The sequence below is a fragment of the Cupriavidus oxalaticus genome, assembly GCF_038900635.1.
In the GTDB taxonomy this organism is placed as follows: Bacteria; Pseudomonadota; Gammaproteobacteria; order Burkholderiales; family Burkholderiaceae; genus Cupriavidus; species Cupriavidus oxalaticus_B.
Genome location: NZ_JAYMRX010000037.1, coordinates 1 through 24,388, shown reverse-complemented (window position 1 = coordinate 24,388; position 24,388 = coordinate 1). Strand labels below are relative to the sequence as shown.

24 protein-coding genes and 1 pseudogene are annotated in these 24,388 nt (G+C 62.1%); 19 read left to right on the top strand and 6 right to left on the bottom strand.

Annotation, left to right across the window (positions count from 1 at the left end; translation table 11 throughout):
• Nucleotides 1-206: 206 nt before the first annotated feature.
• Nucleotides 207-581, top strand: a complete 375-nt coding sequence (locus VSR71_RS32830) for a hypothetical protein (RefSeq protein ID WP_342917730.1) — start codon at nt 207-209, stop codon at nt 579-581.
• A gap of 46 nt (nt 582-627) precedes the next feature.
• Here the strand turns inward: VSR71_RS32830 and VSR71_RS32825 are convergent, their stop codons facing one another.
• Together VSR71_RS32825 and vapB are read right to left on the bottom strand one after the other, a co-directional pair.
• Nucleotides 628-1,032 carry a type II toxin-antitoxin system VapC family toxin gene (locus VSR71_RS32825; protein ID WP_342917729.1) on the bottom strand — a complete coding sequence of 135 codons (405 nt, stop codon included), beginning with the start codon at nt 1,030-1,032 and terminating at the stop codon, nt 628-630.
• A complete protein-coding gene (gene vapB / locus VSR71_RS32820; RefSeq protein ID WP_428979484.1) occupies nt 1,032-1,280 on the bottom strand; it encodes a type II toxin-antitoxin system VapB family antitoxin in 249 nt (82 codons plus the stop codon). Before vapB ends, VSR71_RS32825 begins: the two co-directional genes overlap by 1 nt.
• Nucleotides 1,281-1,404: 124 nt before the next feature.
• Here vapB and VSR71_RS32815 point away from each other — a divergent pair, with 124 nt between their 5' ends.
• Complete coding sequence (locus tag VSR71_RS32815) at nt 1,405-2,265, top strand: LysR family transcriptional regulator (RefSeq protein ID WP_342917728.1); 861 nt, start codon at nt 1,405-1,407, stop codon at nt 2,263-2,265.
• A gap of 15 nt (nt 2,266-2,280) precedes the next feature.
• Here VSR71_RS32815 and VSR71_RS32810 read toward each other — a convergent pair whose 3' ends face one another.
• Nucleotides 2,281-2,535: a hypothetical protein gene (locus tag VSR71_RS32810; RefSeq protein ID WP_342917727.1), complete on the bottom strand. Its 255-nt coding sequence runs from the start codon at nt 2,533-2,535 to the stop codon at nt 2,281-2,283.
• A gap of 235 nt (nt 2,536-2,770) precedes the next feature.
• Between VSR71_RS32810 and VSR71_RS32805 the strand changes: the two are divergent.
• Nucleotides 2,771-3,067, top strand: a pseudogene (locus VSR71_RS32805) (acyl-CoA dehydrogenase family protein); the annotation flags it as partial.
• Between the two features lie 425 nt (nt 3,068-3,492).
• On the opposite strand, the gene VSR71_RS32800 reads toward VSR71_RS32805, so the two are convergent.
• Nucleotides 3,493-4,875, bottom strand: a complete 1,383-nt coding sequence (locus VSR71_RS32800) for an FAD-binding oxidoreductase (protein WP_342917726.1) — start codon at nt 4,873-4,875, stop codon at nt 3,493-3,495.
• A gap of 30 nt (nt 4,876-4,905) precedes the next feature.
• Nucleotides 4,906-6,216 carry an MFS transporter gene (locus VSR71_RS32795; RefSeq protein WP_342917725.1) on the bottom strand — a complete coding sequence of 437 codons (1,311 nt, stop codon included), beginning with the start codon at nt 6,214-6,216 and terminating at the stop codon, nt 4,906-4,908.
• A 123-nt stretch (nt 6,217-6,339) separates the two neighbouring features.
• On the opposite strand from VSR71_RS32795, the gene VSR71_RS32790 reads away from it, so the two are divergent.
• The 11 genes from VSR71_RS32790 (at nt 6,340) to VSR71_RS32740 (ending at nt 17,248) form a co-directional block, all read left to right on the top strand.
• Nucleotides 6,340-7,293 carry a LysR family transcriptional regulator gene (locus VSR71_RS32790; protein WP_342917724.1) on the top strand — a complete coding sequence of 318 codons (954 nt, stop codon included), beginning with the start codon at nt 6,340-6,342 and terminating at the stop codon, nt 7,291-7,293.
• 164 nt (nt 7,294-7,457) lie between these two features.
• Nucleotides 7,458-7,757 carry a hypothetical protein gene (locus VSR71_RS32785; protein ID WP_428979483.1) on the top strand — a complete coding sequence of 100 codons (300 nt, stop codon included), beginning with the start codon at nt 7,458-7,460 and terminating at the stop codon, nt 7,755-7,757.
• Between the two features lie 296 nt (nt 7,758-8,053).
• Nucleotides 8,054-8,608 (top strand): VOC family protein, encoded by a 555-nt coding sequence (locus VSR71_RS32780; RefSeq protein ID WP_342917723.1) that lies wholly within the window; start codon nt 8,054-8,056, stop codon nt 8,606-8,608.
• Between the two features lie 172 nt (nt 8,609-8,780).
• Nucleotides 8,781-9,656: an alpha/beta hydrolase gene (locus VSR71_RS32775; RefSeq protein WP_342917722.1), complete on the top strand. Its 876-nt coding sequence runs from the start codon at nt 8,781-8,783 to the stop codon at nt 9,654-9,656.
• 11 nt (nt 9,657-9,667) lie between these two features.
• Nucleotides 9,668-10,504: an alpha/beta hydrolase gene (locus VSR71_RS32770; RefSeq protein WP_342917721.1), complete on the top strand. Its 837-nt coding sequence runs from the start codon at nt 9,668-9,670 to the stop codon at nt 10,502-10,504.
• Between the two features lie 25 nt (nt 10,505-10,529).
• Nucleotides 10,530-11,534, top strand: coding sequence for a tripartite tricarboxylate transporter substrate-binding protein (locus VSR71_RS32765; protein ID WP_342917720.1), 1,005 nt, complete (start codon nt 10,530-10,532; stop codon nt 11,532-11,534).
• 25 nt (nt 11,535-11,559) lie between these two features.
• The gene (locus tag VSR71_RS32760) at nt 11,560-12,942 is read left to right on the top strand and encodes an MmgE/PrpD family protein (protein ID WP_342917719.1); all 1,383 of its coding nucleotides are present in this window, start codon (nt 11,560-11,562) and stop codon (nt 12,940-12,942) included.
• Nucleotides 12,943-13,047: 105 nt separating this feature from the next.
• Nucleotides 13,048-14,025, top strand: a complete 978-nt coding sequence (locus tag VSR71_RS32755) for a tripartite tricarboxylate transporter substrate binding protein (RefSeq protein WP_342917718.1) — start codon at nt 13,048-13,050, stop codon at nt 14,023-14,025.
• 42 nt (nt 14,026-14,067) lie between these two features.
• Nucleotides 14,068-14,871, top strand: a complete 804-nt coding sequence (hpaH, locus tag VSR71_RS32750; RefSeq protein WP_342917717.1) for a 2-oxo-hept-4-ene-1,7-dioate hydratase — start codon at nt 14,068-14,070, stop codon at nt 14,869-14,871.
• Nucleotides 14,872-14,880: 9 nt separating this feature from the next.
• A complete protein-coding gene (gene hpaI, locus VSR71_RS32745; RefSeq protein ID WP_342917716.1) occupies nt 14,881-15,654 on the top strand; it encodes a 4-hydroxy-2-oxoheptanedioate aldolase in 774 nt (257 codons plus the stop codon).
• 127 nt (nt 15,655-15,781) lie between these two features.
• Nucleotides 15,782-17,248, top strand: coding sequence for an NAD-dependent succinate-semialdehyde dehydrogenase (locus VSR71_RS32740; RefSeq protein ID WP_342917715.1), 1,467 nt, complete (start codon nt 15,782-15,784; stop codon nt 17,246-17,248).
• 89 nt (nt 17,249-17,337) lie between these two features.
• Here VSR71_RS32740 and VSR71_RS32735 read toward each other — a convergent pair whose 3' ends face one another.
• Complete coding sequence (locus VSR71_RS32735) at nt 17,338-18,363, bottom strand: LysR substrate-binding domain-containing protein (protein WP_342917714.1); 1,026 nt, start codon at nt 18,361-18,363, stop codon at nt 17,338-17,340.
• A 29-nt stretch (nt 18,364-18,392) separates the two neighbouring features.
• On the opposite strand from VSR71_RS32735, the gene VSR71_RS32730 reads away from it, so the two are divergent.
• The 5 genes from VSR71_RS32730 to VSR71_RS32710 form a co-directional block, all read left to right on the top strand.
• On the top strand, nt 18,393-19,670 hold the full coding sequence (locus VSR71_RS32730; protein WP_342917713.1) for an acyl-CoA dehydrogenase: 1,278 nt from the start codon (nt 18,393-18,395) through the stop codon (nt 19,668-19,670).
• 29 nt (nt 19,671-19,699) lie between these two features.
• The gene (locus VSR71_RS32725) at nt 19,700-20,668 is read left to right on the top strand and encodes a flavin reductase family protein (protein ID WP_342917712.1); all 969 of its coding nucleotides are present in this window, start codon (nt 19,700-19,702) and stop codon (nt 20,666-20,668) included.
• Between the two features lie 21 nt (nt 20,669-20,689).
• A complete protein-coding gene (locus VSR71_RS32720) occupies nt 20,690-21,799 on the top strand; it encodes a bifunctional riboflavin kinase/FAD synthetase (protein ID WP_342917711.1) in 1,110 nt (369 codons plus the stop codon).
• 139 nt (nt 21,800-21,938) lie between these two features.
• A complete protein-coding gene (locus VSR71_RS32715; RefSeq protein ID WP_342917710.1) occupies nt 21,939-23,015 on the top strand; it encodes a porin in 1,077 nt (358 codons plus the stop codon).
• Nucleotides 23,016-23,232: 217 nt separating this feature from the next.
• Nucleotides 23,233-24,388, top strand: a 1,156-nt coding sequence (locus VSR71_RS32710) for an MFS transporter (RefSeq protein ID WP_342917709.1), incomplete at its 3' end; no start/stop codon positions are given.

The following is a 24,388-nucleotide window of genomic DNA, read 5'->3' as shown; positions in this document are numbered from 1 at the left end:
GTGGCGGTGTTGGACGGATGCCGACAGCTTCTGGCTGACCGTCGGTGCGGCGCCAACGAGTGATTGTGGGAAAGGCCCGGGAAAGTGCCCGACACCGCGCTGCAGCCGGCGTAGTGGTGGTGGCACGGTCATTGCGGAATGGACAGCGAGCGCGGCGCCGATGCTCGTTGTCCCACCTGCCAGCAATGGCTTCCCGGAGAACACCGATGAACCCCCAATCCCCATGCCAACCCGGGCAGGCCGCCTCGCGCCCGCAAAAGAAGTTGCTGCACCGCACGCGCCGCGCCGTCGTGCTGCTGCGCGCACTGGGGCTGTGCCTGAACAGTGTCGCCTGTGCACAGGCCGAAGCCCCGCAGCCCGCCGCCCCGGCGGTCGCGGCTGTTACCCCTGAGCAGAAATTCGCCCCCGGCTACCTCGAGGCCGTGTCCACCGGCTATGACAATGGCGTGGCGTGGCAGCAGCCGGAAGGCATCGCGCCGCTACGGCAGCCGCGCGAGGCGCGCAGCGTGCCGGCGGGGCCGATGGCGGGCACTGTGCCGGTTGCCACGCCAGCGGCGGTGCGGGCACAGTCGTCGCGCTGAGTTGGCGCAAAGTTTCCCGACGAGGCTTTCTGCCCGGCGCCGCAACTCAGGGCGCCGCGGTCCAGTCTTCGACGCGCAGACCCGGATATGCGGCAAAGTCGCGGACGTTGCGCGTGACCACAGTCAGGTCTTCGGCAATGGCATGTGCCGCGATAAGCCTGTCCAGTGCATCTGCCTTGCGCTCGCGCGTAGCGGCACGGATCGGGCCGTACCCCCGCGCCGCCGCCGCATTCAGCGGCAGCACTGGTACGCGCGCGACCAGCGCCTCCAACGCGCGCCGCGCTGCCGGGGGATCGCCCGAGACACTGACGCCGTATTCCAGTTCGGCCAGGGTGATCGCGGACAGGACCACATCTCCCTCGAAGCATTGGGCAAAGCGCTCGGCCACTTGGGGTGGCTGGTGCTTCATCAGGTAGATGCACATGTTGGTGTCGAACATATACCTGGCCATCAGAACCCTTCCCGCTCAGCCTGAGTCTGGTCTTCGCGCGCTTGCGCCATGAAGTCGTCCGGGAATGCGGCGAAGACGTCGAGCAGCCCGGTCAGGCGCCGCCGCGCGGGCCGAATGCGCAACTCATCGCCGATACGCTCGATTTCCAGCGGCATGTCAGTGTCGGGATACGCCAGCTCCGCGGGGATGCGCACCGCCTGCGAGTTGCCGTTGCGGAATATCCGGGTAAAAGGCATTGTGACTTCCATGTACATCCTGTAGGTACAAAGTATAGCGGCATTGGAGCAGATGTACATCCGCATGTGTACGAGCCAATTCTCAAATGCGCCACGCGTTGCCTACAATTCGTCACACGGCCTGAACCTCTCCACCATGGACATCGAACTCGCCCGCACCTTCCTGCAAGTCGTGCGTACCGGCAGCCTGCTGGCGGCAGCCGACAAGCTGCACGTCACGCAGACCGCGGTAACGGCTCGTATCAAGAGCCTGGAATCGCAGCTGAACTGCCGGCTGTTCGAGCGCAACAAGGCCGGCGCGCGCCTGACCGCGGACGGCCAGCGTTTCCTGGGTTATGCCAGCCAGCTGGTGCAGACCTGGGAGGCGGCGTGCCGCGAATTACCGCTGCCGGCCGGGCTGGAGAGCCTGTTCCGCTTCGGCGCGGAGATCAGCCTGGGCAATCCGCTGGTGCTGCTGTGGGCCACGCGCCTGCGTCAGCAGATGCCGGCGCTGGCGGTGCGCGCTGAAGTGGGGGAGGGCGAGGCGCTGCAGTCCAAGCTGCAGTCGGGCACGCTCGACGCGGCACTGGTCTACCAGCCGGAGTATGCGCCCGGCATGCACGTCGAGGCGCTGATGGAAGAGAAACTGATCCTGATCCGCTCGACCCAGCGCGATGGTCCCTATGTCTATGTCGACTGGGGACCGGAATTCCGGCGCCAGCATGACAGCGTGCTGCCCCAGCATGCGCGCGCGTCGCTGTACTTCAACCTGGGACCGCTGGCGTTGCAGTACATCCTGCAGTTTGGCGGCAGCGGTTATTTCCGCACGCGGGTCGTGCAGAGCTACCTCGACAGCGGCGTGCTGACGCGAGTCGACAGCGCATCGGACTTCTCGTATCCGGTGTTCCTGGTTTGCGCCAGGACGCCAGCCGGCACGACGCAGGAGGCCGTGCGCATCCTGCGCGATATCGTGCGCGAAGAATCGGACTGGTCGCAGCGTTGGGACGTGCCGCTGTAGCAGGCGCCACCGGCATCAGGCGCGCACCGGCACGGGCTGTGCCGCCGGTGCCGCCCAGCCAGGCATGCCTGCAGGCACGAGCCGGTATTGCCGCACGCGCTTGCCGCCGCGCGGCCGGCGGGGCGGTCTCGGTTCCAGGCCGGCGAAACGGCCATGCCGCTGGGCACGCTCGAATACCGGTTCCGGTACCCGCGTGCCGACCAGCCAGGTGACAGTGCCTCCCAACGCCACCAGCGCCAGCGCCAGCGCAATCCAGAGGATGGCTTCCATGCTTTCCCGCTCCATCGAATAGGTGTCTGAGCTTCCAGTATTGGTACAAACCATGCCCGCGGGTAAATGAAAGTTATCTTCAGTTCATATCAATAAAATTGCATTGAACGGTCTATCCCGCCAGCCTCGGCGGGGCATGGTTTGCAGAAAAATCATCTTTTCCGACGAACCTCAGGCAAGCGGCACGGCAGACACTCAACCGATCCGCACATCACACCAGAAGGGGACTCCAGCCATGCAACGCCTGATCTTCGAAGCCGAACACGACGCCTTCCGCGAATCCGCCCGCCGCTTCTACCAGCGCGAGGTGGGGCCGCACGGCGAGCGCTGGCGCGAGCAGGGCTGCGTCGACCGCGAGGTGTTCCGCAAGGCGGGCGAACAGGGCTACCTGCTGATGTGGGCCGAGGAGAAATACGGCGGCGCCGGCGTCGAGGACTTCCGCTATGAGCAGATCCTGATCGAGGAAAACGCGCGCCATGGCGATTCCGGGTTCTTCGGCACGCTCCATTCGCGCCTGGTGGCGCCGTATGTCAGTGACCAGGCCTACCGATCCGGTTCCCACTTCGACGACTCGGGCTCTCGAGCCTGTCATAGAAATAGTGTCCGTGCTGACGCGGGCGCCCTTGACTGGCGATGCCGGACGGCCCATACCACGCCGCGCAGTGCCGGCTGATTCGCCAGCCTGATGGCGGCAGTGCATTGCTCGAGCACCGTGGTGAGAGGGAACATTGACATCTCGGCCGCGCATCCCAGCAAGACCGCAATGTCGACCGGCGAGCCGATGGTGAGCGCATGCCTGAGCTGTTCGGTCAGAGACTGGGCCGCCCGGTCGCCCGCCTCTGCGAGAGTATCCGTGCCGGACTGGATCTCGCGACGCTTGGCGCGAATATGGTGCAGCAGGTCCGTTGGCGAGATGCTGCTGACGAAAGTACCCATGGCGCCGTTCCGGTCACTCGCCTACAGGATTCGGCCGGGATTCAAGGTACCGTGCGGATCGAGCAGCCGCTTCAGTTCCGCCATCAGTGTCAGTTCCTCCGGCGAACGGCTGTAGGCCAGAAATTCCTTCTTGATGATGCCAATGCCGTGCTCGGCAGAGATGGCACCGCCAACGCGCCTCACTGACGAATAGACCAGTTCCTCGACGCGATGCAGATCGGCACTGTCATGGGGACCGGACAGCACGTGCAGGTTGCCGTCCCCGATGTGCCCAAAAAACAAGTGGCGCTGACCGGGGAACGCCTCGCCGAGCATCTGGCGCGTGGACTTGACGAATGTCTCCATGGACGCCATCGGCACGCTGACATCGAACGCCGCGTGGGGCTTCATCTGCGACAGCAATTCGCCGACAGACTCGCGATAGGCCCACAGCCCGGCCGCATCGTCGAGCGACTGCGCGACGATGGCGTCGCCCACGACTTCCGCCTCCATCGCCCGCTCGAGAAATGCTTCGAGCGCCCGTCGTTCGGCGGATTCGTGGTCGCCCAGGCATTCGATCAGGACATAGATGGGATACGATTGGTCGAACGGCGGCCGCAGTGCCGACACCTCCTGTGCGGCCGTCATGAAGTCGCTCCACATCACCTCGAAGGCGGACAGCGTCGGCAGTGCGGCTCGGCTCAAGCGGATCAGCCTGGCAGCGGCATCGAACGAAGACAGTGCGCAAAGCGCGGTACACGAGCCTTCCGGCTTGGGAAAGAGCTTCACAACGAGCCTGGTGATGACGCCTAGCGTGCCTTCGCTGCCAATGAAGAGATGCTTGAGATCGATACCGGTGGTGTTCTTCGTCACGCTATTGAGCATTGTGAGCAGCCGCCCGTCGGGCAGCGCCACCTCAATGCCGAGCACGAGATCCCGCATCGTGCCGTAGCGGATCACCCGGTTGCCGCCCGCGTTCACCGCAGCATTACCTCCAACCTGGCATGAGCCGCGGGCGCCGAGATCCAGCGGAAAATACCAGCCCTGCTCTTCAACACTTTGCTGCAGTGCCTCCAGCACCACGCCGGCCTGAACCGTGGCGGTGCCGCCAACCACGTCGATCGACTCGATGCCGTTGAGTTTCGACAGCGAAAGCGCAACCTCGCTGTCCCGCGGCGTGGCGCCACCCGCGAGCCCCGTCAAGCCCCCTTGCACTACGACCTGCTGCCCGAATTCACTGCAGAGTCTCAGCACCATGGCCACTTGCAGCGGTGTCCGGGGAAAGATGACCACAGACGGCGTGACCTTGGGCGCCTCGCTCCAGTCTCCGGCGAAGGCAGAGGCAATGGAAGGCTCGCGCACGAGCGCTTCGGCGCCCAGCTCCGTTGTGACGGCTGCCAGGAAGGCTTCGAATGATGAATTCATAATTCCGACGTTGCCCAACAGGGTTGTTGATCAGGGATTCTTTCGCCCGCCGCCGCTCTTGAGGCAGAAGACGATCAAGCTGGAAAGGATCAGGAACGCCGCGATGACATACAGCGCGACATTCGTGCTGCCGGTGCGGTCGGCAATCCAGCCCACCATATAGGGGCTGACGAACCCCGCGAGGTTGCCAATCGAATTGATGAGCGCCACGCCGGCCGCCGCGGCGATGCCGCCGAGAATCGACGTCGGCACGCGCCAGAACACCGGCGCCAGGCACTGGAGACCCATGCAGGCAACCGTCAATCCGGTCAGCGCGACAATGCGGTCGTGGCTGAAGTAGGCGCTCCCGATGAGGCCCACGGCCGCCACAGCACACGGGATGAGATAGTGCCAACGGTGCTCGCCATGCCGGTCAGCGCTACGCCCGACCGCGAGCATCGCTGCAATGCCGAACACGTACGGAACCGCTGAAAGCAGCCCGACATTGAGCGCCGAGGACACGCCCATGTTCTTGATGATCGAAGGGAGCCAGAAGCTGAAGCCGTATTGCCCCATCGCTGCACCAAAATACGCGACGGCGAGCAGCCACACCACGGGACGCTGGAATGCATCGCGGAGCGACACCGAGGTCTTCTGCTTGCGATCCGCCTCGATATTGACCTTTAGCAGCGCACGCTCGTCGGCGTTGAGCCACTTCGCGCTGTCGATGCCGTCATCAAGGTAGAACAAGACGGCGACACCAACGATCACGGACGGCACGCATTCGATCAGAAACAACCACTGCCATCCCGCAAGTCCCGCATGGCCATTGAACGACGACAGCACCCAACCGGACAGCAGTCCGCCCAGCACGCCGGCGATCGGGATGGCGGTCATGAAAGTCGCGATGACGCGGCTCCGGCGGTTAGCAGGATACCAGTACGTCAGGTACAGGATGATGCCCGGGAAGAAGCCCGCCTCGGCGGCACCGATCAGAAACCGCACCACATAGAACGCGGTGGTCGAATTGACGAACGCCATAGCGCCCGTGAGCATGGCCCACGAAATCATGATCCGCGCAATCCACCGACGTGCGCCTACCCGGTGCATGGCCAGGTTGCTGGGAATCTCGAAGATGAAGTAGGCCAAAAAGAAAATGCCGGCGCCAAGGCCATAGATCTGCTCGCTCCAGCCCAGGTCGGAGGACATCTGCAACTTTGCGAACGCAATGTTGACGCGATCCAGGAAGGCGATGATGAAGCACAGGCAAAGGAACGGGATGAGCCGCCACGTTACCTTGGCGTAGGCTCGATCCTCGACGGCAGCTTCCGCGTCGAAGGGCGCAATGATCGGGTGTGCCACGGGGGATGTCTCCTGATTGAGGTCGTTTTCACAGCGGCCCCAGTCTGCATCGGGTCATCCCGCAAGACAAACGATGAATCATGGCCTATCATTAAGCCAATCTGTTTAATCGCCGGATATGCAATGCCCGCCCCGCGCTTCACTCCCCGGCAGCTCACGGCCTTCCTCACCGTTGCCGACGTCCGCAATTTCGGCAGGGCGGGCGAGCGCCTGAGCCTCTCGCCATCCGCGGTCAGCCAGTTGATTGCCGAGCTGGAGTCGGCCGTTGGATTTCGCCTGTTCGATCGCACGACGCGGAGCGTCACCCTATCTCCCGCTGGCCGGGAATTCGTGGCGCCAGCCAGAAGCGTGCTGAAGCATCTGGAACTCGCGCAGTCGGCGGCCGACGATATCCGCAATCGAGCGGCCGGCGTCGTGCGTATCGCGGCGCCGATGGTGATTGCAGGCACAATCCTGCCCGAGGCGATTCGGGCCTATGCCGAGCACCACCCGAAGGTCGTGATCCGGATCCGCGATGCCGCGGTGGACAACCTGATCGACATGGTCGCCAATGCAGACGTAGACATCGCCGTCGGACCTGATCAGTACGTCGACGACAGCGTAACTCGTATCAGTCTGTTCAAGAGTTCCTGGGTACTGTGGTGCGCGCCGGACCATCCGCTAGCGAAGCGCAAGACAGTCTCTTGGTCAGAGCTTCGCCAGCACGCCGTAGTGGCCGCCGGTCACGACTATGAGCGCAACGTGTCGCTGATGCACGCTGGCGCCGCCGAAGGCGAGCGCATCGCCCCGGTTGATGTCGTCGACAACATCAGTACCGCGCTCGGCATGGCCGCGGCGGGTATTGCCCTGACGCTGGCGCCTGCCTACGTGGGACTGCTTGCGAATCGACTCGGCTTGGTAATGAGGCGCATTGTGGATCCTGAGGTGATGCGCCAGGTGTGTCTGTACTATTCCGCCGTTCGCGCGGCCTCCCCTGCGGCCGAAGGTTTCCGGGAGCATTTGATGACATGGCTCGAAGGACAGGACGCGTTGGGAATCCCCAAACGCGCAACGGCGGCCGACCGTTCCGGACGCTGATTTTGGCGATCATTACGTAATTCTGCAGAGCATCCATTGGCTTGAAGCGGGGATGCCGTCCCCGACCAGCGTAGAAATTCCTGAAGGCTTTGTCGAGATGTCGCAATGCCTGCTGCAGCGGGACACTGGAGATGTTGTTGAGGCAGGCGGGCGCCGGATCGTTCTTGAGCCATCGCTGCCGAGTCGTCTTTGTACGAAGCGGGCTGCTTGTCGAACTGGCGCGCTTCCGCCGCGCCCATGGGCTGGCGCCGACGCCGCAGCCGGGGGAGACTCGACTCTTGCTGCTGCCGGTGATCGGACGGGAGGGCCGCGAGCACCGTGACAATGGCCTGTCACGCGGCACGCTGCAGCTGATCCTCAAGGAAGTGTTCGGCCTCGCGGCCTCGCGCCTGCGCGCGCGGGCCCGAGAGCAGGCGCGCGCGGTGGCGGTGTCGGTCGTCCCTGGTATCGCCGCGAGGGCGTGACGGCGTCCCGCAGTTCGTGGCTCAGGTCAGGCAAAGTGGGCGGTCAGGGAGACGACAGCCGTCCCATCATGGCCCCGGAATCCCCCTGCAGACTCCAGCGAAAATCCTGATCTTCCATGACTTGAGGTCATGCTGGCGGAGAAAAGATGGCTTTCGATAAGAAGCCTTGTCCAATAGAGTGGTCCCATCTCTGGCGGCGGTTCATGTAACGAATTGCTGCTGCAGGCTTCAACTCCATGGGCGGTTTGTGACGCACTCGTGCCGCTTCTCCATCCAGCTTCAACACCAGAGGAATAATGATGGCTGCCTTGCCAAAGACGCATTTTCGTCACACGGGGATCTTCGCGTTCGACCCCGACTTGCTCGCCCGCTTCTACTCGCGCTGGTTTGGCATGGTTGTGTCGGATATCGGCACCGCCAAGGCCGGACACCACGTGATCTTCATGACCGGTGACCCCGAAGAGCATCACCAGATCGTCTTTGCAAACGGCCGCAAGCCGGAGTGGCCGGGAGCCAATCAACTGTCCTTCACGGTCGAGAGTCTGTCGGACCTGAAGCAGCTTGCCATTGCGTTCCACGAGGCAGGCGTCTCCATCCTCCAACAAAAAGACCACGGTAACACGTGGAGCCTCTACGTCGCCGATCCGGAAGGCAATCGCATTGAGGTCTACACGCCGACAGAATGGTACGTGAGCCAGCCGACCTGGTGGGAACTCGACCTTGTCACCGAATCTGAGGATGTAATCCGTGCACGCACGCAAGCTTCTGTACAGGCCCAGTCGGGCTTCATGACGCGTGAGGAGTGGATGGCTCACATCCAAGCACGCATCGAGGCGCAGCGCTCCGCCTGAGATCCACCTGGTCTCGCCAGTACTGACCCACGGAGACAGGAAAGGAAGGATCACGCCGCGCTGGATAGCTGCTGCCAGGATCCTGTCGGCAGCGCAGCGACGGAGATCCTTGTCACGACCCTACGGCTTGCTGGCGCACCACTCATGCCTGAGTGGCCAATGGAAAAAAACCATGGATGTTACAACGAATAGGATTCCGGGCATCTGGCAGCGGCTGTTCAGTACCACGCACCGATTGGGCTGGGTGAACGCGGCTGGCATACAGACACGCTATCTTGAAGCGGGGCCGTCCGACGCGCCCGTGGTCGTCATGCTACATGGCACGGCCGGCAGCCTGGAGAACTTCTGCGCGAACGTCGCGGCCTACGCACGGCACTTTCGGGTCGTGGCCATCGACATGCTTGGCTGCGGCCTGACGGACAAGCCGGATCATCCCTACATGATCAACGACTATGCCGAGCACGTCCGCGCGACGATGGATGCATTGGAAATCGATCATGCGGCGGTAGTGGGCGTGTCGTTGGGATCGTGGGTCGGCGCAGCGCTGGCTCTGGCGTATCCAGCGCTTGTGGACAAGCTCGTTATGGTCGCGCCGGCAGGCATCATCACCGATGCCGAAGAAGAGGCACGAGTCGCCGAGGGAGTGCGCAGTCGCAGGCTGGCGGCCTCCGCCGATCCGACCTGGGAGACGGTTCACGCTGCCATGAAAAGCCTCGTCATTGACCCTGCTGCGCTTTCAGACGATTTGGTTGCGATTCGACTGGCGATCTATCGCGATCCCCGCATGAAAGCTGCGATGCCGCACTTGCTGGCTTTCTCGCTGGGTGGCCAGGCGCTGAGCGAGGCGCAGTGGCGCTCGCTGTCGCTTCCAATTCAGGTCTTCGCGGCGATCGACGCTCCAAACATGTTTCTTTCGAATGCCTACGCGATTGCCCGCACCGCGCCGCGCGCGGACCTCGTTGAGCTGCATGGCTGTGATCACTGGGCACAGTACGAGCAGCCTGAAGCGTTCAACGAAGCCAGTATCGACTTTCTGCGGCGCCCGTGAAGGAGAATTCGATGAATTTGACACGCGAAGCGACCAGCCGGTTCGTGGAAGCCGGGGACATCAGGATCCACTACCATGAAGCAGGTGACGGGCCGGTGCTGCTGTGCATTCATGGCGGCGCTCCGGGCGCTTTCGGCTGGGGCAACTTTGGCAGGAACCTGCCGACCCTATCCCGGCACTTCCGAACGCTCATCGTCGATTTGCCTGGCTATGGCCTGTCCGATAAGCCTCAGGTGGAAGGTCCGCGGACCTCGTTCTATGCGCGCACCTTTCGGGACATGCTCGATGCCCTGAACATCCGGCGTGCGCATCTGCTCGGTATGGCAACTGGCGGCTCCGTGGCGCTAAAGATGGCACTCGACTATCCGGAGCGCCTGGGGAAGCTTGTCGTCGTGAATTCGCCAGGTGGCCTGTCCCTGTTCCAGATCGGCACGCCGCGGCCTGCTTCTCATGACTACTACACCGGTGAAGGGCCTAGCATGGAGCGCATCCGCGCCAATCTTGAGCGCACCGTCTACGACAAGGCTCTGATCACTGAGGATGTCGTACGCGAGCGCTACGAGGCCAGCATTGATCCCGCCTTCATGGCCCACGCGCCTGAGGGAAGGGGCGGCGCCTCCGGCAGCGCCATTGAACCAATTTGGCAGGACCTTCATAAAATTCAGGCTGATACGTTAGTGATCTGGGGGCGCGAAAACCAGACCCTCAACTACGATCACGCCCTGTTCATGCTCAGCCGCATTCCCAACTCGCGGCTGCACATCCACGGGAAGTGTGGTCTTTGGGTGCCGTTCGAGAAGGCCGAAGAGTTCAACCGCAACGTTGTCAGCTTCCTGGAACTGCAATAAGCCACAAAATCATTCGTGACTAACTATGAAAGCTAGCCGCCCCCTGATATTCCTGCGCTCGATCCGCTCTGCCTGGGCAAAGCTGGGCGCCCCTCTCGCAGTCGCTGCACTGGCCGCATCGGCTTCGTCGACATCTGTGGCGCAACAGCCCGAGACGATCAAGTTGCTGGTCGGCTACCAGGCAGGAGGCGGTGCCGACACGGTCGCCCGCGCGCTGGCTCATAGCTTGCAGGCGAAACTCAAGACGACCGTAATTGTGCTAAACAAACCGGGCGCGGCCGGTGCGTTGGCAGCGCAGGCGTTGAAGTTGGCGCCGGCCGACGGTACCACCTTTATGCTGACCTCTGACCAGTTCCTGATCACGCCGATGACTTTGAAGGCGGCTGGTTATGACGCGATGCGCGATTTCCAGCCCGTCGCCGGCCTCAGCTCTTTTGACATGTGCTTTGCCGTCAATACCAAACTGGTTGCCGCCCGAACGCTCAAGGACTATCTGGCGGCAGCCGCAAAGGACGCGCGTCTTACAACTTACGGCGTGCCGGCGATGGGTTCGCTGCCTCATTTCTACGGCTACGTGATCGGCAAGCACGGCGGACTGGATTTGCGCGCCGTGCCGTACAAGGGCGGCGCACCCATGGTGATCGATCTCGCCGCGGGCTTTGTACCGGCTGCGGTGGGTCCGTGCCGCGAAATGATGGAGCAATACAGGGCCGGCAAGGTCCGGTTGCTCGCGGCCGTGCAAAAGGTCGGTTGGGCCCCGGAAGTGCCGACAATGGCAGAAAGCGGCATCGAGGTCGGCCCCTCCAACTGGCAAGCCGTCTTCGCCTCCGCCAAGGTGCCGGCTGCCCAGATCGAAACGATGCAGAACGCCATCCGGGACGCCCTGGCCGAGCCGGCCGTGCGAGACCTTATCACTGCTGCCGGCTTTGTACCTCGCTACATTCCAGCTAAGGAGCTGCGCGGCCTGGCTGGTGAGGCAACCACGTTCTGGTCCAAGCAAATCCGCGAATCCAGGTACGAGCCCCAGTGACACCTTGCAGCTACACACAGAGAAGATGATGCGACTTATTGACCAGATCGTTGACCACGCCCTCAACACGAAGTTCGAATCGTTTGATGCGGAGACTGTCGAGGCCGCCCGGTTGCGGCTTATCGATGCGATCGGATGCACCGTTGGCGGGGTAGAGGCGCCGGGCAACCAGGCGCTGCTGGACCTGGTGCGGAGTTGGGGCGGCGCGTCCCAGGCGACCATTATTTCGCACGGCGACCGTGTGCCGCTGCAGCACGCGGCCATGATGAACTCGGTCATGTGCCGCTCGTTCGACTTCGAGGTGACCGGGCCAGAGGCCGAAGGGATCAACGCCGGCAAGATGGTGGGCCACGTGTGTAGCACCACCGAGCCAACGGCGCTGTCTGTCGCGGAATTTACCCGGGCTTCCGGCAAAGAACTGCTCGCGGCGGTGATCCTGGGCGGCGACATTGGCGCGCGTATGGCAGTCGCGGACCAGTTCGACTTCAACAAGTGCTTTGAAGTCTGCGGCACGGCCAACGCCTTCGGCGCCACGGCGCTCGTCGGCAGGCTGATGGGTGCCAATCACGACCAACTGGTCAATGCATTCGGCATCCTGCTGCACCTGATGGCCGGATCGTTCCAGTCGCTATGGGATGGTGTCGACAGCTTCAAGTTGCCCGGCGCCATGGCGGCCAGCAATTCCGTGGTCGCCGTGCAGATGGCGATGCGCGGGTTCAAGGGCGTCAAGGATCCCCTGATGAGCCCCCAAGGGTATTTCGCGCTCTACGGCAACAAGCCGTGCCCCGAGAACGCAGTTGCGGACCTGGGACGCCTCTATTACGTAAAGGGCATGCATAAGCTGCATCCCTCCTGCTACGGCAACCACAATCCCATTGAGAGCGCGCTTGAGATCGTTCGAGCGAATGCCTTTGAGGTGCAGGATATAGAGGAAGTTATCCTAGAAGTGCCACCGCACCGCGTTAACCTGTTCCTCAATCAGCCAGTTCAGCAGGGCGACGCGCAGCCGCGGCTACTCTTCAGCATTCCATATGCCATCGCGAACGTGCTGTTGCGACGCGAAGTACGCATCGAGCACTACACCGAAGAGAACCTGCATGTGCCGGAACTCTTGGAACTCACCCGACGGGTGCGACTCGTGCCTTGCGATGAACTGTCGGGAAACCAGCACAGCCGCCTCGTGGTCACGCTCCGCGACGGCAGACGGCTTTCGGCAAGCCGTCTGAAGATGCCGCTGGGCTGGGCTGACAATCCCGTTGAGGCCGATCTTGTACGCCAGAAGTACTGGAGAAACATGGAGTTCTCGGGAACGGTTGGCCTGGAGCGTGCCGCGCAGGCGCTCGCGATGCTGGATAACCTGGAGAACGTCGAAGACGTTTCCGGACTGGCCGCCAGCTTGGTGCGATAAGGGGGTTACGGTCCTGGCGCTGGTGGCACACAGGTTTACCAGCGCCGCCAATTGCTCGTTGCCAAACCTCCAGTTGACCTTGACCTGATTTAGCAGGACTACGCCTTGATCGACACCATGCGCCGCCGCGGCGGCCTACTCTTATCCTTTGCCCTGCTGAGCCTGCCGTTCCCGACTCTGTCAATGGCGCAGGGCTATCCAAACAAGCCCATCACAATCGTCGTGCCTTATCCGGCGGGCTCGCCGCCGGACGCGCTCGCCCGCCTCCTCGCCAAAGATTTGCATGACGCGGTCAAGCAGACCGTCATCGTGGAGAACAAGCCCGGCGCCAGCGGCATGATTGGAGCCAAGGCGGTGGCCAGCGCCGCGCCGGACGGATCGACGCTGCTAATGCACACGCCAGCGTGGCCAGCGGCCAAGATTTTCATGAAGAAGCCCATTGTGCCGGTGCCGGAAGGGCTGGAGCCAGTCACGCTCGTGGCCGAAGGGCGCTTTGCATTGACCGCTGCGGGCGCGTTGCCGGCGAAGAACTTCAACGAGATGGTGAATTACGCGAAGGCGAACCCGGGCCGGCTGAACTTTGCCACCACAGGAGGCGGCGACTCGCTGCTGTACTTTCACCTAATGCTCAAGCAGAAGGGCATCCGTATCGAGCCCATACAGTACAAGGGCTCGGCAGAATACGCGTCTGCGCTGATGAACAACGATGCGCAACTGGCCTTCACACCGGAGTACAGCATGTTGCCGCTGGTCAAGGAGGACAAGCTCAAGGTATTGGCTGTGACCGGTGACAAGCGATCGGCTGTCTATCCTGACGTGCCGACCTTCAAGGAGCTGGGCCTGCCCGGTATCCGTAACAACTGGATGGGGATCTTCGCGCCCCCCGGCACGCCCGCATCGGTGATCAGCAAGCTCAATGCGGACCTGACGTCGATCATCAAATCCCCAGAGGGGTCCAGGCGCATACAGGCGATCTACTTCGAACCCGTCGGATCCAGCGCGCAAGAACTTCGCAAGCGCGTCGACATGGAGATCTCGGAATGGTCCGCACTGGCCCGAGACGTGGGCATCGTCGCCCAGTGACCGGCACATTGCCAGATATCACTACTATTCCTAAGCCAAACCATGCTTTCTCAAGACGTGATTGCGACGCTGGCGCGCCAGCTCTACGACGCGCGCAAGACGCGCACTCAGTTGCGGCAGTTCTCCTCCCAGTACCCGCAGATGACTATCGACGACGGGTATGCCATTCAAAGGGAATGGGTGTGCCTTGAAACTGCTGATGGCCGTTGCGTCAAAGGTCGTAAGATCGGGCTGATCTCGCGTGCCATGCAACTGTCGAGCCAGATCAGCGAGCCGGATTTTGCTCCACTGATGGACGATATGTTCTTCGAGCAGGGCAGCGAACTGCCGACCGAACGCTTCATTGCGCCACGCGTGGAGGTGGAGTTGGCCTTCATCCTGGGGCGGCCGTTGAAAGGCCCGGGCGTCACGCTGTTCGACGTGCTGTCGGCCACCGACTACGTTACGCCGGCGGTAGAGATCATCGATTCCCGCATCGAGCAGTTCGACCGCGAAACCAAGGCGCCGCGCAAGGTGTTTGACACGATCAGCGATTTTGCCGCCAACGCCGGCATTGTGCTGGGCGGCCGGCCGGTGCGCCCTGATGCCGTCGACCTGCGCTGGGTTGGCGCGATGCTGTTCAAGAACGGCGTTGTCGAAGAGACGGGGCTGGGCGCTGGCGTCCTCAACCACCCGGCTACAGGCGTGGCCTGGCTCGCCAATAAGATCGCGGCGCATGGTGAAGGGTTGGAAGCAGGCCAGGTCATTCTCGCGGGGTCATTTACGCGGCCCACGCCGGCGGCTGCCGGCGACAGCTTTCACGTTGACTATGGCCAGTTGGGCACAGTGTCCTTCCGTTTCGCCTGAGGTAGTGCAATGAAGATGCCAATTAACCACTTCAAGCAAGCGCTCCGCGAGGGGCGTCCTCAGATCGGTCTCTGGGTAGGCCTGGCCGACGCCAATGCGGCCGAGGCCGTCGCCGCCACAGGCTACGACTGGCTCCTGTTCGATGCCGAGCATGCGCCTAATGACCCGCGTAGCGTGCTTCAGCAGCTCAGGGCGGTCGCTCCCTATCCGGTGCATCCGGTCGTGCGGCCCGTCGAAGGCGATACAGCTCTGGTCAAGCAGTACCTTGACGTGGGCGCACAGACCCTGCTTGTGCCCATGATTGACACGCCGGAACAAGCGTCTCTGATGGCTCACGCAATGCGTTATCCGCCGCAAGGCATCAGGGGGGTGGGGGCCTCATTGGCACGCGCGGCGCGCTGGGGGAACGTGGAGGGCTACCTTGACCAGGCCAACGACCAGATGTGCCTGCTCGTCCAGGCAGAGACCCCGAAAGCGCTGCTGAATCTCGCGGCCATCGCGGAAGCCGACGGCGTCGATGGCGTGTTCTTCGGGCCGGCGGACCTATCTGCTGCGATTGGCCTGCGTGGCCAGCCCGGCCATCCGGAAGTGCAACGCGCCATCAAAGAGGGCATTGCGACTGTACGCGCTGCCGGCAAGGCGGCCGGCATTCTTGCGACAGACCCCACACTGGCACATTCCTATCTCGACGCAGGAGCGCTGTTTGTGGCGGTAGGAGTGGATACGGTGCTCCTGGTGCGCGCAGCGATCGAACTCGCACGCAGCTTCAAGCGCGGCGCCTGACTGTCAGCACAGGCGGCCCCCTATCCTCCGTCGCTATCCCTTCCCACAGCTTGCGTCCCGGCGCAGCTTCTCGGCTGCGGGCGCGCGCCTCCAATCTCCCGTTTCCTACTAAGCACGACACTCAATAATGCCCACACTGACACTGCAGGATCCTGGCCTGCTCAAATGCGAATGCCTCATCAACGGAGAGTGGCAGGCCGCCGACAGCGGTGAGACGGAGGCCGTACATAATCCGGCCAGCGGCGACATCGTGGGCCATGTTCCGGTAGCCGGAGCATTGGAAACGGAGCGAGCCATTGCTGCGGCGGAACATGCGTTCGCGCGCTGGCGCTTGCGTACCGCCGATGACCGCGCCCGCATCTTGCGGCGCTGGTACGAGATGATGATCGCCCACCAGGAAGATCTGGCGCAACTCATGACGGCGGAGCAGGGCAAGCCACTCGCCGAAGCCCGTGCCGAAATCGCTTCTGCTGCCTCGTATGCCGAATGGTTTGCAGAGGAAGCGCGCCGCACCTACGGCGAAACCATTCCCTCTCCCTGGGCCGACAAGAGGATAGTCGTAACGCGTGAGCCGGTGGGCGTGTGCGCCGCGATCACACCGTGGAACTTCCCGGTCGCAATGATCGCCCGCAAGGTAGCGCCAGCCCTGGCTGCCGGGTGCACCATTATTGTAAAGCCTGCGGCTCAAACGCCGTTGAGTGCACTGGCGATAGCGGAGCTTGCGCTCCGCGCCGGCGTGCCGCCTGGTGTGTTCAACGTCGTGACAGGCAGGGCGCATGAGATCGGCAAAGCACTGACAGACAGCCCGGTGGTGCGCAAGCTTAGCTTCACTGGGTCCACGGAAGTCGGCCGTTTACTCGCCGCGCAGTGTGCTCCGACGATCAAGAAGATGTCGCTGGAACTGGGTGGCAATGCTCCCTTTATCGTTTTCGATGATGCGGACCTAGATGCCGCAGTCGAGGGGGCCATCACTGCCAAATACCGAAACACCGGCCAGACCTGTGTGTGCGCCAACAGACTGCTTGTTCAGAACGGCGTGTACGATGAGTTCGCGCGGCGCCTGTCCGGTGCGGTCTTACAGCTCAAGGTTGGCAACGGCATGGAGGCTGGTGTAGCTCAAGGGCCGCTGATCGACGAGCGCGCTCTGTGCAAGGTGGAGGATCTGGTCGGGGACGCTCTGCAGCGGGGTGCCAAGCTCCTCGCCGGGGGCCGGCGGCATGCACTGGGTGGCACCTTCTACGAGCCCACTGTTCTCGCCGAGGTCACGTCGGACATGCGGGTGGCCGTTGAGGAGGTGTTTGGCCCCGTGGCCCCATTGTTGCGCTTTCACACCGAGGCCGAGGCGGTGGCGATGGCCAACAACACTCACTTCGGTCTTGCCGCTTACTTCTATTCCCGGGACGTGGCCCGCCTGTGGCGCGTATCCTCAGCGCTGGAAGCCGGCATGGTTGGCATAAACACCGGCCTGATCTCAACTGCGGTAGCTCCTTTTGGCGGCGTTAAGCAGTCAGGGTGTGGGCGCGAAGGATCGCGCCATGGCATGGATGACTACCTGGAAATCAAGTACTTGTGCATGGGCGGGATTGACCGCTGATTGCATCTCCCCACCGGCTTTGCCGCCCTACGAGTAAGCGTAGGGCGCGCCTTCGCGCCCACCTTGCGATGCAACGGCTGGGGTGGCGCCTATCCATTCTCCCCGCGCTTCGGGGCCGCCTTGGACCTGGCAATCAGCCATTTCTTGAATGCGTGGACGCGTTCGTCAAGGTCTGCGCCCTTCGGATGCGTTACGTAGTAGCCGTGGTCAGGCTCCACTGTCTGAGGTAAGGCGCGGACGAGGCGCCCCGCCTCCAGTTCTGACTCCACAAGGAACAGTGGCACCAACGCGAAACCTATGCCAGAAAGGGCCGCTTCCCTGAGCGTCAGCAATTGCGGGAAGCGTGGTGATTGCGCCATGTCGGGCACGGCCAGATCGAGCTTCTCAAAGTATTCCTTCCAGTAGTCGCGCTTGCCGCCGGTGTAGGCAAGCAAGGGACGTCCTACGAGATCGTCGGGCCGGCGCAGGCGGGTGAGTTGCTGGAGCTGTGGCGAGCAAACCACGCCTAGTGTCGTGCTGACCGGCAGTCGCGTCGCGACGCAACCCGGCCACGGCGGCGTGCCGTAACGGATGGCCAGCGCGGCCGGTTCGCCAGCCGAATCCGGATCACTGCCCAACAGATTGACAAGAATGTCGGGATGCTGGCTGCGGAATTCAGGCAGCTTGGGCACCAGCCACAGCGTCGCAAAGCCCTCATTCACGACGATGGACAGGGCATCTTCTTCAGTGGATTTGCGCACCAGCGTTCCCGCGGCCTCGATCTGCCGCAGTCCCTGGCTGACTTTTTCGTAATAGACCTTGCCGGCAGGCGTCAGTGAGATCCACCTGCCGTTGCGGCTAAACAGCTGCACGCCAAGATCGCTCTCCAGTGACTGGACCATCCTGCTGACGGCGCCCTGAGTGACATGGAGTTCACGAGCAGCCACGGTAAAGCTAAGCCAGTGCGCGGCCACGGCAAAGTAGCGCACGGCAGTGAGGGAGGGAAGCCGGTTCATTGTCTCGGGGGCGCCGCGGCAGGTGCATGGCCTGGCGGTGTTTTTTGCATGAGTACAACTCATTGTAGCGGAGAAGAGATCGTTTTGGTTGAGCAAGGCCAACTCATAGACTTTCCTCATTCTTTCACTCGACCACGCAGGACCTTTCCATGGGAACGTTTGACATCTTCGCGACCGCAACAATCGCCAGCCGTAAGTCCACGAACCCTCATCCTCTTGCGGTGGATGGGGCCACGTACCGTGAGCGCGCGCTCGCGACCGGCGCAGAGTTCGTCGCCAACGTCGAGAAAGTCGTTCCGCTCATTGCCGCGCACCGCGCAGAGTCCGAGCGCATCGGCCGGGTTGCTGATGCCTCCGTTGCCGCTATGAAGGAGGTCGGTGTTTTCCGCGCCCTCACGCCGCTGCAGTTCGGCGGGCTTGAACTGCCGCCGGCCGCGTTCTTTGACGGCATCATGAGAATTGGCGCTGCGGATCCGTCGGCGGCATGGATCGGCGGCCAACTCACCGTGCACTCATTCGAGGTCGCGCTGATGGACGAGCGCATGCAGAAGGAATTCTGGGCAAATGGCCCGGACACGGTGGCGTCGAGCTCTTACGCGCCCATCGGCAAGGCCCGCGTAGTGGAAGGCGGCTATATCCTCGACGGTACCTGGACCTTCTCCAGTGGCGTGGACCACGCCGAGTGGGTCGTGCTTGGAGGCGGTGATCGCAACTACGTAGTCCCTTTGAGCGATGTCACCATTGATCACGAAAGCTGGGATGTATCCGGCTTGCGAGGTACGGGCAGCAAAGCCGTCACGCTACGTGAGGTCTTCGTTCCTGAATACCGAGTACACAAGCTCGCTGACACCCTCAACGATGCGGATGCAGGGTTGGTGATCAACAACCGGCCATTGTTCCGCATGTCCTTCTCGGCCATGTTCAACTCGACGATGTCCAACGCGGCTATCGGCATGACCATGGGCGGCCTGCAGGAGTTTATTGAGCAGACGCGTGTGCGACTGGGACGTCAGGGCACCGGCACGGCGTCGTCGGCCAACCCTTTCATGCAGGTGCGCCTGGCGCAGGCACTGACGAAGGTCAAGGGTGTGCGCACACGGCACCTGGAGAACTGGCGGATGCTGTTCGACCTGGCATGCCGCGCAGAGGAGCCAACCCAGATGGAGAAGCTGCGGGTCCGCTACGAAGCTTCTGATGCCGCAGGGACTTGCTTTGAAGCATTCGCGGACATCTGGCCCCATGCCGGAGCCGCAGCGATCAAGGAGGGGAATCCCATGCAGAACGTGTTCCGCGACCTGATGGCAATGCGAAACCACGGTTCGGCCGGGCGTGAGGCTGCAGCCTGCCAATACATCGGATCCATGTTCGATCAGCCTGGGCCGTCGCAGTCCAAGGTCGATATGGCGATGGTCTCCTACTACAAGTAAGCGTCACCGTTCATCGCAGAGAGACTTCCATGAGCGTTACAGCCCTTACCTCCAACCACACGCGCCTCATCGAGCAGGGGAACCCGAACACTGACAGTCGCGCATTCAGGCGCTGCCTGGGTCAGTACCCGACGGGCGTGGCGGTGATCACTGCGCGCCACAACGGCAAGCTATTGGGTATGGCGGTGAACTCGTTTGCCGCCGTGTCCCTCGACCCGCCACTGGTGCTGTGGTCTATTCGCCGAGAGTCCGCTAGTGCGGCGGATTTCTGCGACGCGGAGCACCTCGCCGTCAACGTACTGTCAGCCAATCAGGTTCAGGTCTCACAGTGGTTTGGATCTGCCCATCCCGATCGCTTCCAGATGGCCGCGTGGGAACCGGACGCGCACGGCGCGCCACTACTGGACGGGGCCATTGCCCATCTGGAGTGCCGCCGGCAAGCCGTGCTTGAAGGCGGCGACCATTTCATTCTGTTGATGCGTGTGGAGCGCCATGCGAGCTACCAGGGTGAGCCGCTGTTGTTCGCACAAGGACAGTACGCGGCTACGCAAAGTCATCCCTACGTGTTGGCCAACCGGGAAGCTGCGGCTACCGCTCGCCCCAGCGAAGTGGACGAGGCTCCTTTGCTGCGCCTGCTCAGTATCGCCAATCAGCGCATGTCGGCACAGTTCCAGCAGCATCGCGAGGCCCTCGGCCTTAACACATCGTCTACACGCATCCTGAATAAGCTGGGCGCCGGTGCGTGTCCGGCGGAGGAGTTGGAGCGGCTAACGTATCTCGGGCACGAAGCGGTTGAGGATACGCTCGCCGATCTCGATGCACACGGTTATATCGCCAAGGATGCAACGGGCCGATTTGAGCTGACTCACTCGGGGCGTGACACGAATGCGGCCATTGCTGCTCGCTCGGTGGAATTCGCCGCGCAGAAGCTTCAAGGTCTGCCCGAATCCGACGTTGCAGCGGCCAAGCGCGTGCTGTTGGCCTTGCAAGACCGTTAAGTGTGCCGTGGGGAAGCTGGCATGGAAATCATCTGCGGGCTACCGTCCAGCTCAAAGCGCCTTGACTGCGCGCTGAGCATCGGCAACTTCGACGGCGTACATCGAGGGCACCAGGCGTTGCTCGCACAGCTGGTGTGCGACGCGCACCGCCGTGGCTTGCCGTCGACCGTGATGACGTTCGATCCCCACCCCCGCACCTGGCTCGCGCTGCGCCGGGGACATCCTGAACAGGCACCTACCCGGATCGGCACGCTTCGCGACAAGGCAACAGAGTTACGGCATTGGGGTGTGGACCGTCTCGTGGTTATGCGTTTCGACGAATCATTTTCCCGGCTGCCCGCGCAGTCCTTTATTGACGACGTGCTGTGCAACGCCATGAAGGCGCGCTACATGCTGCTGGGCGATGATTTTCGCTTCGGTGCAGGACGCGAAGGCGACACCACCATGCTGCAGCAGGCGGGAAAATTGCGGGGATTTGACGTTGCCAGTATGGCGAGCCACGAAGTGTTGGGGCTGCGCGTGTCCAGCACTTGCATTCGTGACGAACTGGAGCGCGGAAATCTGGCGAACACATGCACGCTGCTCGGACGACCCTATGAGATCTCTGGCCGGATCGTGCGTGGAAGCGGACATGGAAGCAATCTTGGCTTTCCGTCGATCAACCTGCGTATCGGCACGGGCGCGCCGGCTGCACGCGGCACATTTGTCGTGCGGATCAAAGGGGCGGGCAGCACGGTGCACGCTGGCATGGGATCCATTGGGATGCAGCAGACTGCGGACGGACGCCTGCAGCCCATGTTACGGGTCCATGTTTGGGACAGACTGATCGGACCTGAACATCGCGATTTAGGTCTGCATGTGCGCGTCGAGTTCCTGCACAGGCTCCACGATGGGCAGTCGCTAGGCAATCCGGAGTGCTCGCCGGACTGCGTGGCCCGCGATGTCATTGCGGCCCGTCACTGGTGGAGATGCAATCACCGGTTGCTGGAGCGAGCCAGGAGCGCACCGGCCGATGCGAGAGTACTGCGCCAAGCCGGCAGCCATCAAGTGAACGCTTCCGTTCTGCGAGCCGGCCTTCTAAAGACCACCGACAGCCTGCATGGAGATAGCGGCGGTACGCATTACCCATAACGCCGCCCACGGTTTCGCCTTCTGCCGCCGAATACAACGTTAGCAAGACCAAAAACCAGTCCCGAAGCTGGATCGCATTCACCTCGCAAACGGCACGGTGAATGCGTAGCAATTCCCTAGAAAAACCCAGGAGGAGAATGTGTTGAGAAGAAGCCTGATCGCCTTGGCATGCGCCATGGCAAGCGGTAGTGCATTGGCCCAGACGTCTGTCACGTTGTATGGGGTCGCTGATGCCTATATTGAATACACCAACCACAATCTTGGAACAGGCCCAGACGGCCATTCCAAGGTGGCATTGAACTCCGGCGGGATGTCGCCAAGCCGTTGGGGCCTACGTGGCGTCGAAGATCTCGGTAGCGGGAAACGAGCCATCTTCGCACTCGAGAGTGGCTTTGGCCTGGACAACGGCGTATCGCTGCAGGGAGGCAGACTGTTCGGGCGGCAGGCGTGGGTCGGTGTCGCCGCTGAAAAGCAGCAGATCACATTGGGCAGGCAGTATACCTCCCTGTTTCTCGCACTTGCCAACTACGTTCCCGCTGCCTACGCGACGTTATACGAACCGGTTCTGGCCATTACGGGTCTGTCATCTCGGGGCGACAACATGATCAAGTATCGCGGCGTATTCGGCGGGCTCACAACAGAAGTGCATTGGAGTTTCGGCGAGCAGCCCGGTACGATGACCGTTGCAGCGGGATATGGCGCAGGGCTGGACTATCAGAGCGGAAAGTTTGGCGTTTCCACGTCTTATGACAACATAAATTCTGCGCGCAATGCGTCAGGCAGCTACACGCGCACGCAGAAGGCGGCTGTTGGCCTGCGCTATCAGATTACTCCCCAGTTACTGGCTCAGGCAGTGTATCGCTACAACAAGAACGACACGCCCACCGTCAACACTGCGGCCCGTGATGACCTCTGGATCATCGGCGTCAACTACTCGCCAATCCAGCCGGTGACGCTGACAGCTGCGTTCTACTACGACAACGTCAAGTCGCAATACGCGGCGGCTGGCAAATTAAACCCCGCTAACCCGTGGCAGGTGACATTCATTGCCGACTATGCGCTGTCCAAACGCACTGACGTCTACCTGGCGACTGCATTCACCAAGAACGCTGCACTGAATTTCGAGAACCTCAATGGCGCAGCAGCTGCCTATCAACTGGCGCCGAATGAGAAGAACCAGTTCGGTGCCGGCATCGGCATGCGGCACAAATTCTAGCGAGGAATGAGACGCGCATGCCTGATTGTCGCAACGCCAACCATCGAAAGGCGGAGACCCGCTTCTGTATGGGCGAACGCGACCAGATGGCTGCGCGTGCCTACGATCCTGACATGATCGCTGACAGTTGGAGAGGGGCGAGAACGCGTCGATCCCGTAAGCCCGGTTGCTTTCCACTGCACAGCATCATTATCGCTACAGCTAATGTATCCTCGCCATGACTCATCGTGACGATAAGCCCCACGCGCTGCAGCCGTTCCGCTGCGTAGCATTCCGCTTGTTGTGGACGGCTAGCCTTGTTGCCAACGTGTGCACGTGGATGAGTGATGTTTCAGCTGCGTGGATGATGAGTTCGCTCACCACCGCGCCCCTGTGGGTTTCGCTGGTCCAGACGGCATCGACCTTCCCGGTCTTGCTAATCGGGCTTCCCAGCGGAGCCTTGGCGGATAGCTTGGATCGCAAGACTTATCTTCTGGTTACACAAGTCTGGGTTGCAGGAACGGCGTCCCTTCTGGGCGCTGCTTCCTACCTGGGGTGGATGACGCCACCGGTGCTGTTGGCCTTAGTGTTTGCCAACGGCATCGGGCTCGCAATGCGCATGCCTGTATTGGGAGCTGCGTTGCCAGAAGTGGTACCCCGCGCTCAACTACCTGCGGCCACCGCGCTTAGCGCGGTATCGGTAAATGCCTCGAGAATCCTCGGTCCTATCCTGGCGGGACTTCTGATTAGCAGCGCTGGAACCGCGGCTGTGTTCCTACTCAATGCGATTCTTTCCATCATCGCGGCATGGATGGTGAGTCGCTGGAAGAGCGAGGTCGCAAGGAATCGTCACGGGCGCGAGCGAATTTTCAACGCCATGCGATCGGGGCTGCAGTACGTTTCACAGTCCTCGCAACTCAGGGGAGTACTGTGGCGGCTTGGAATTTTCTTCCATTGTTCGACCGCATTGATGTGCATGTTGCCGCTGCTCGCGCGCCAACTCAAAGGTGGAGGCGCTGGTGCCTACACTCTGTTGATTGCCTCTATGGGCGCGGGAGCCATTGGCTCAGCCCACTGGCTTCCGCGACTGCGAGAATGCTATTCGCGCGACTCGCTGGTATTGCGAGGCACTGCCGTCCAGGCTGCAGCGATGATAGCGATGACCGTGGCGGACCGGTTGTGGCTGGCCATGCCGGCAATGTTCATCGCTGGAGCAGCCTGGATTATCGTCGGCAACACCTTAACGCTGGCTTCGCACCAAAGCTTACCTAAGGATGGTGTTCAAAACAACGTCCGCAGCGCCGAGTTGACCGTGAGAGCGTGGCCAAGTGAGTTCAATGAGCGATTCCCCTCGACTTCGATGCGAGATTCGGTGCGCGCTTGGGCGTTATCGC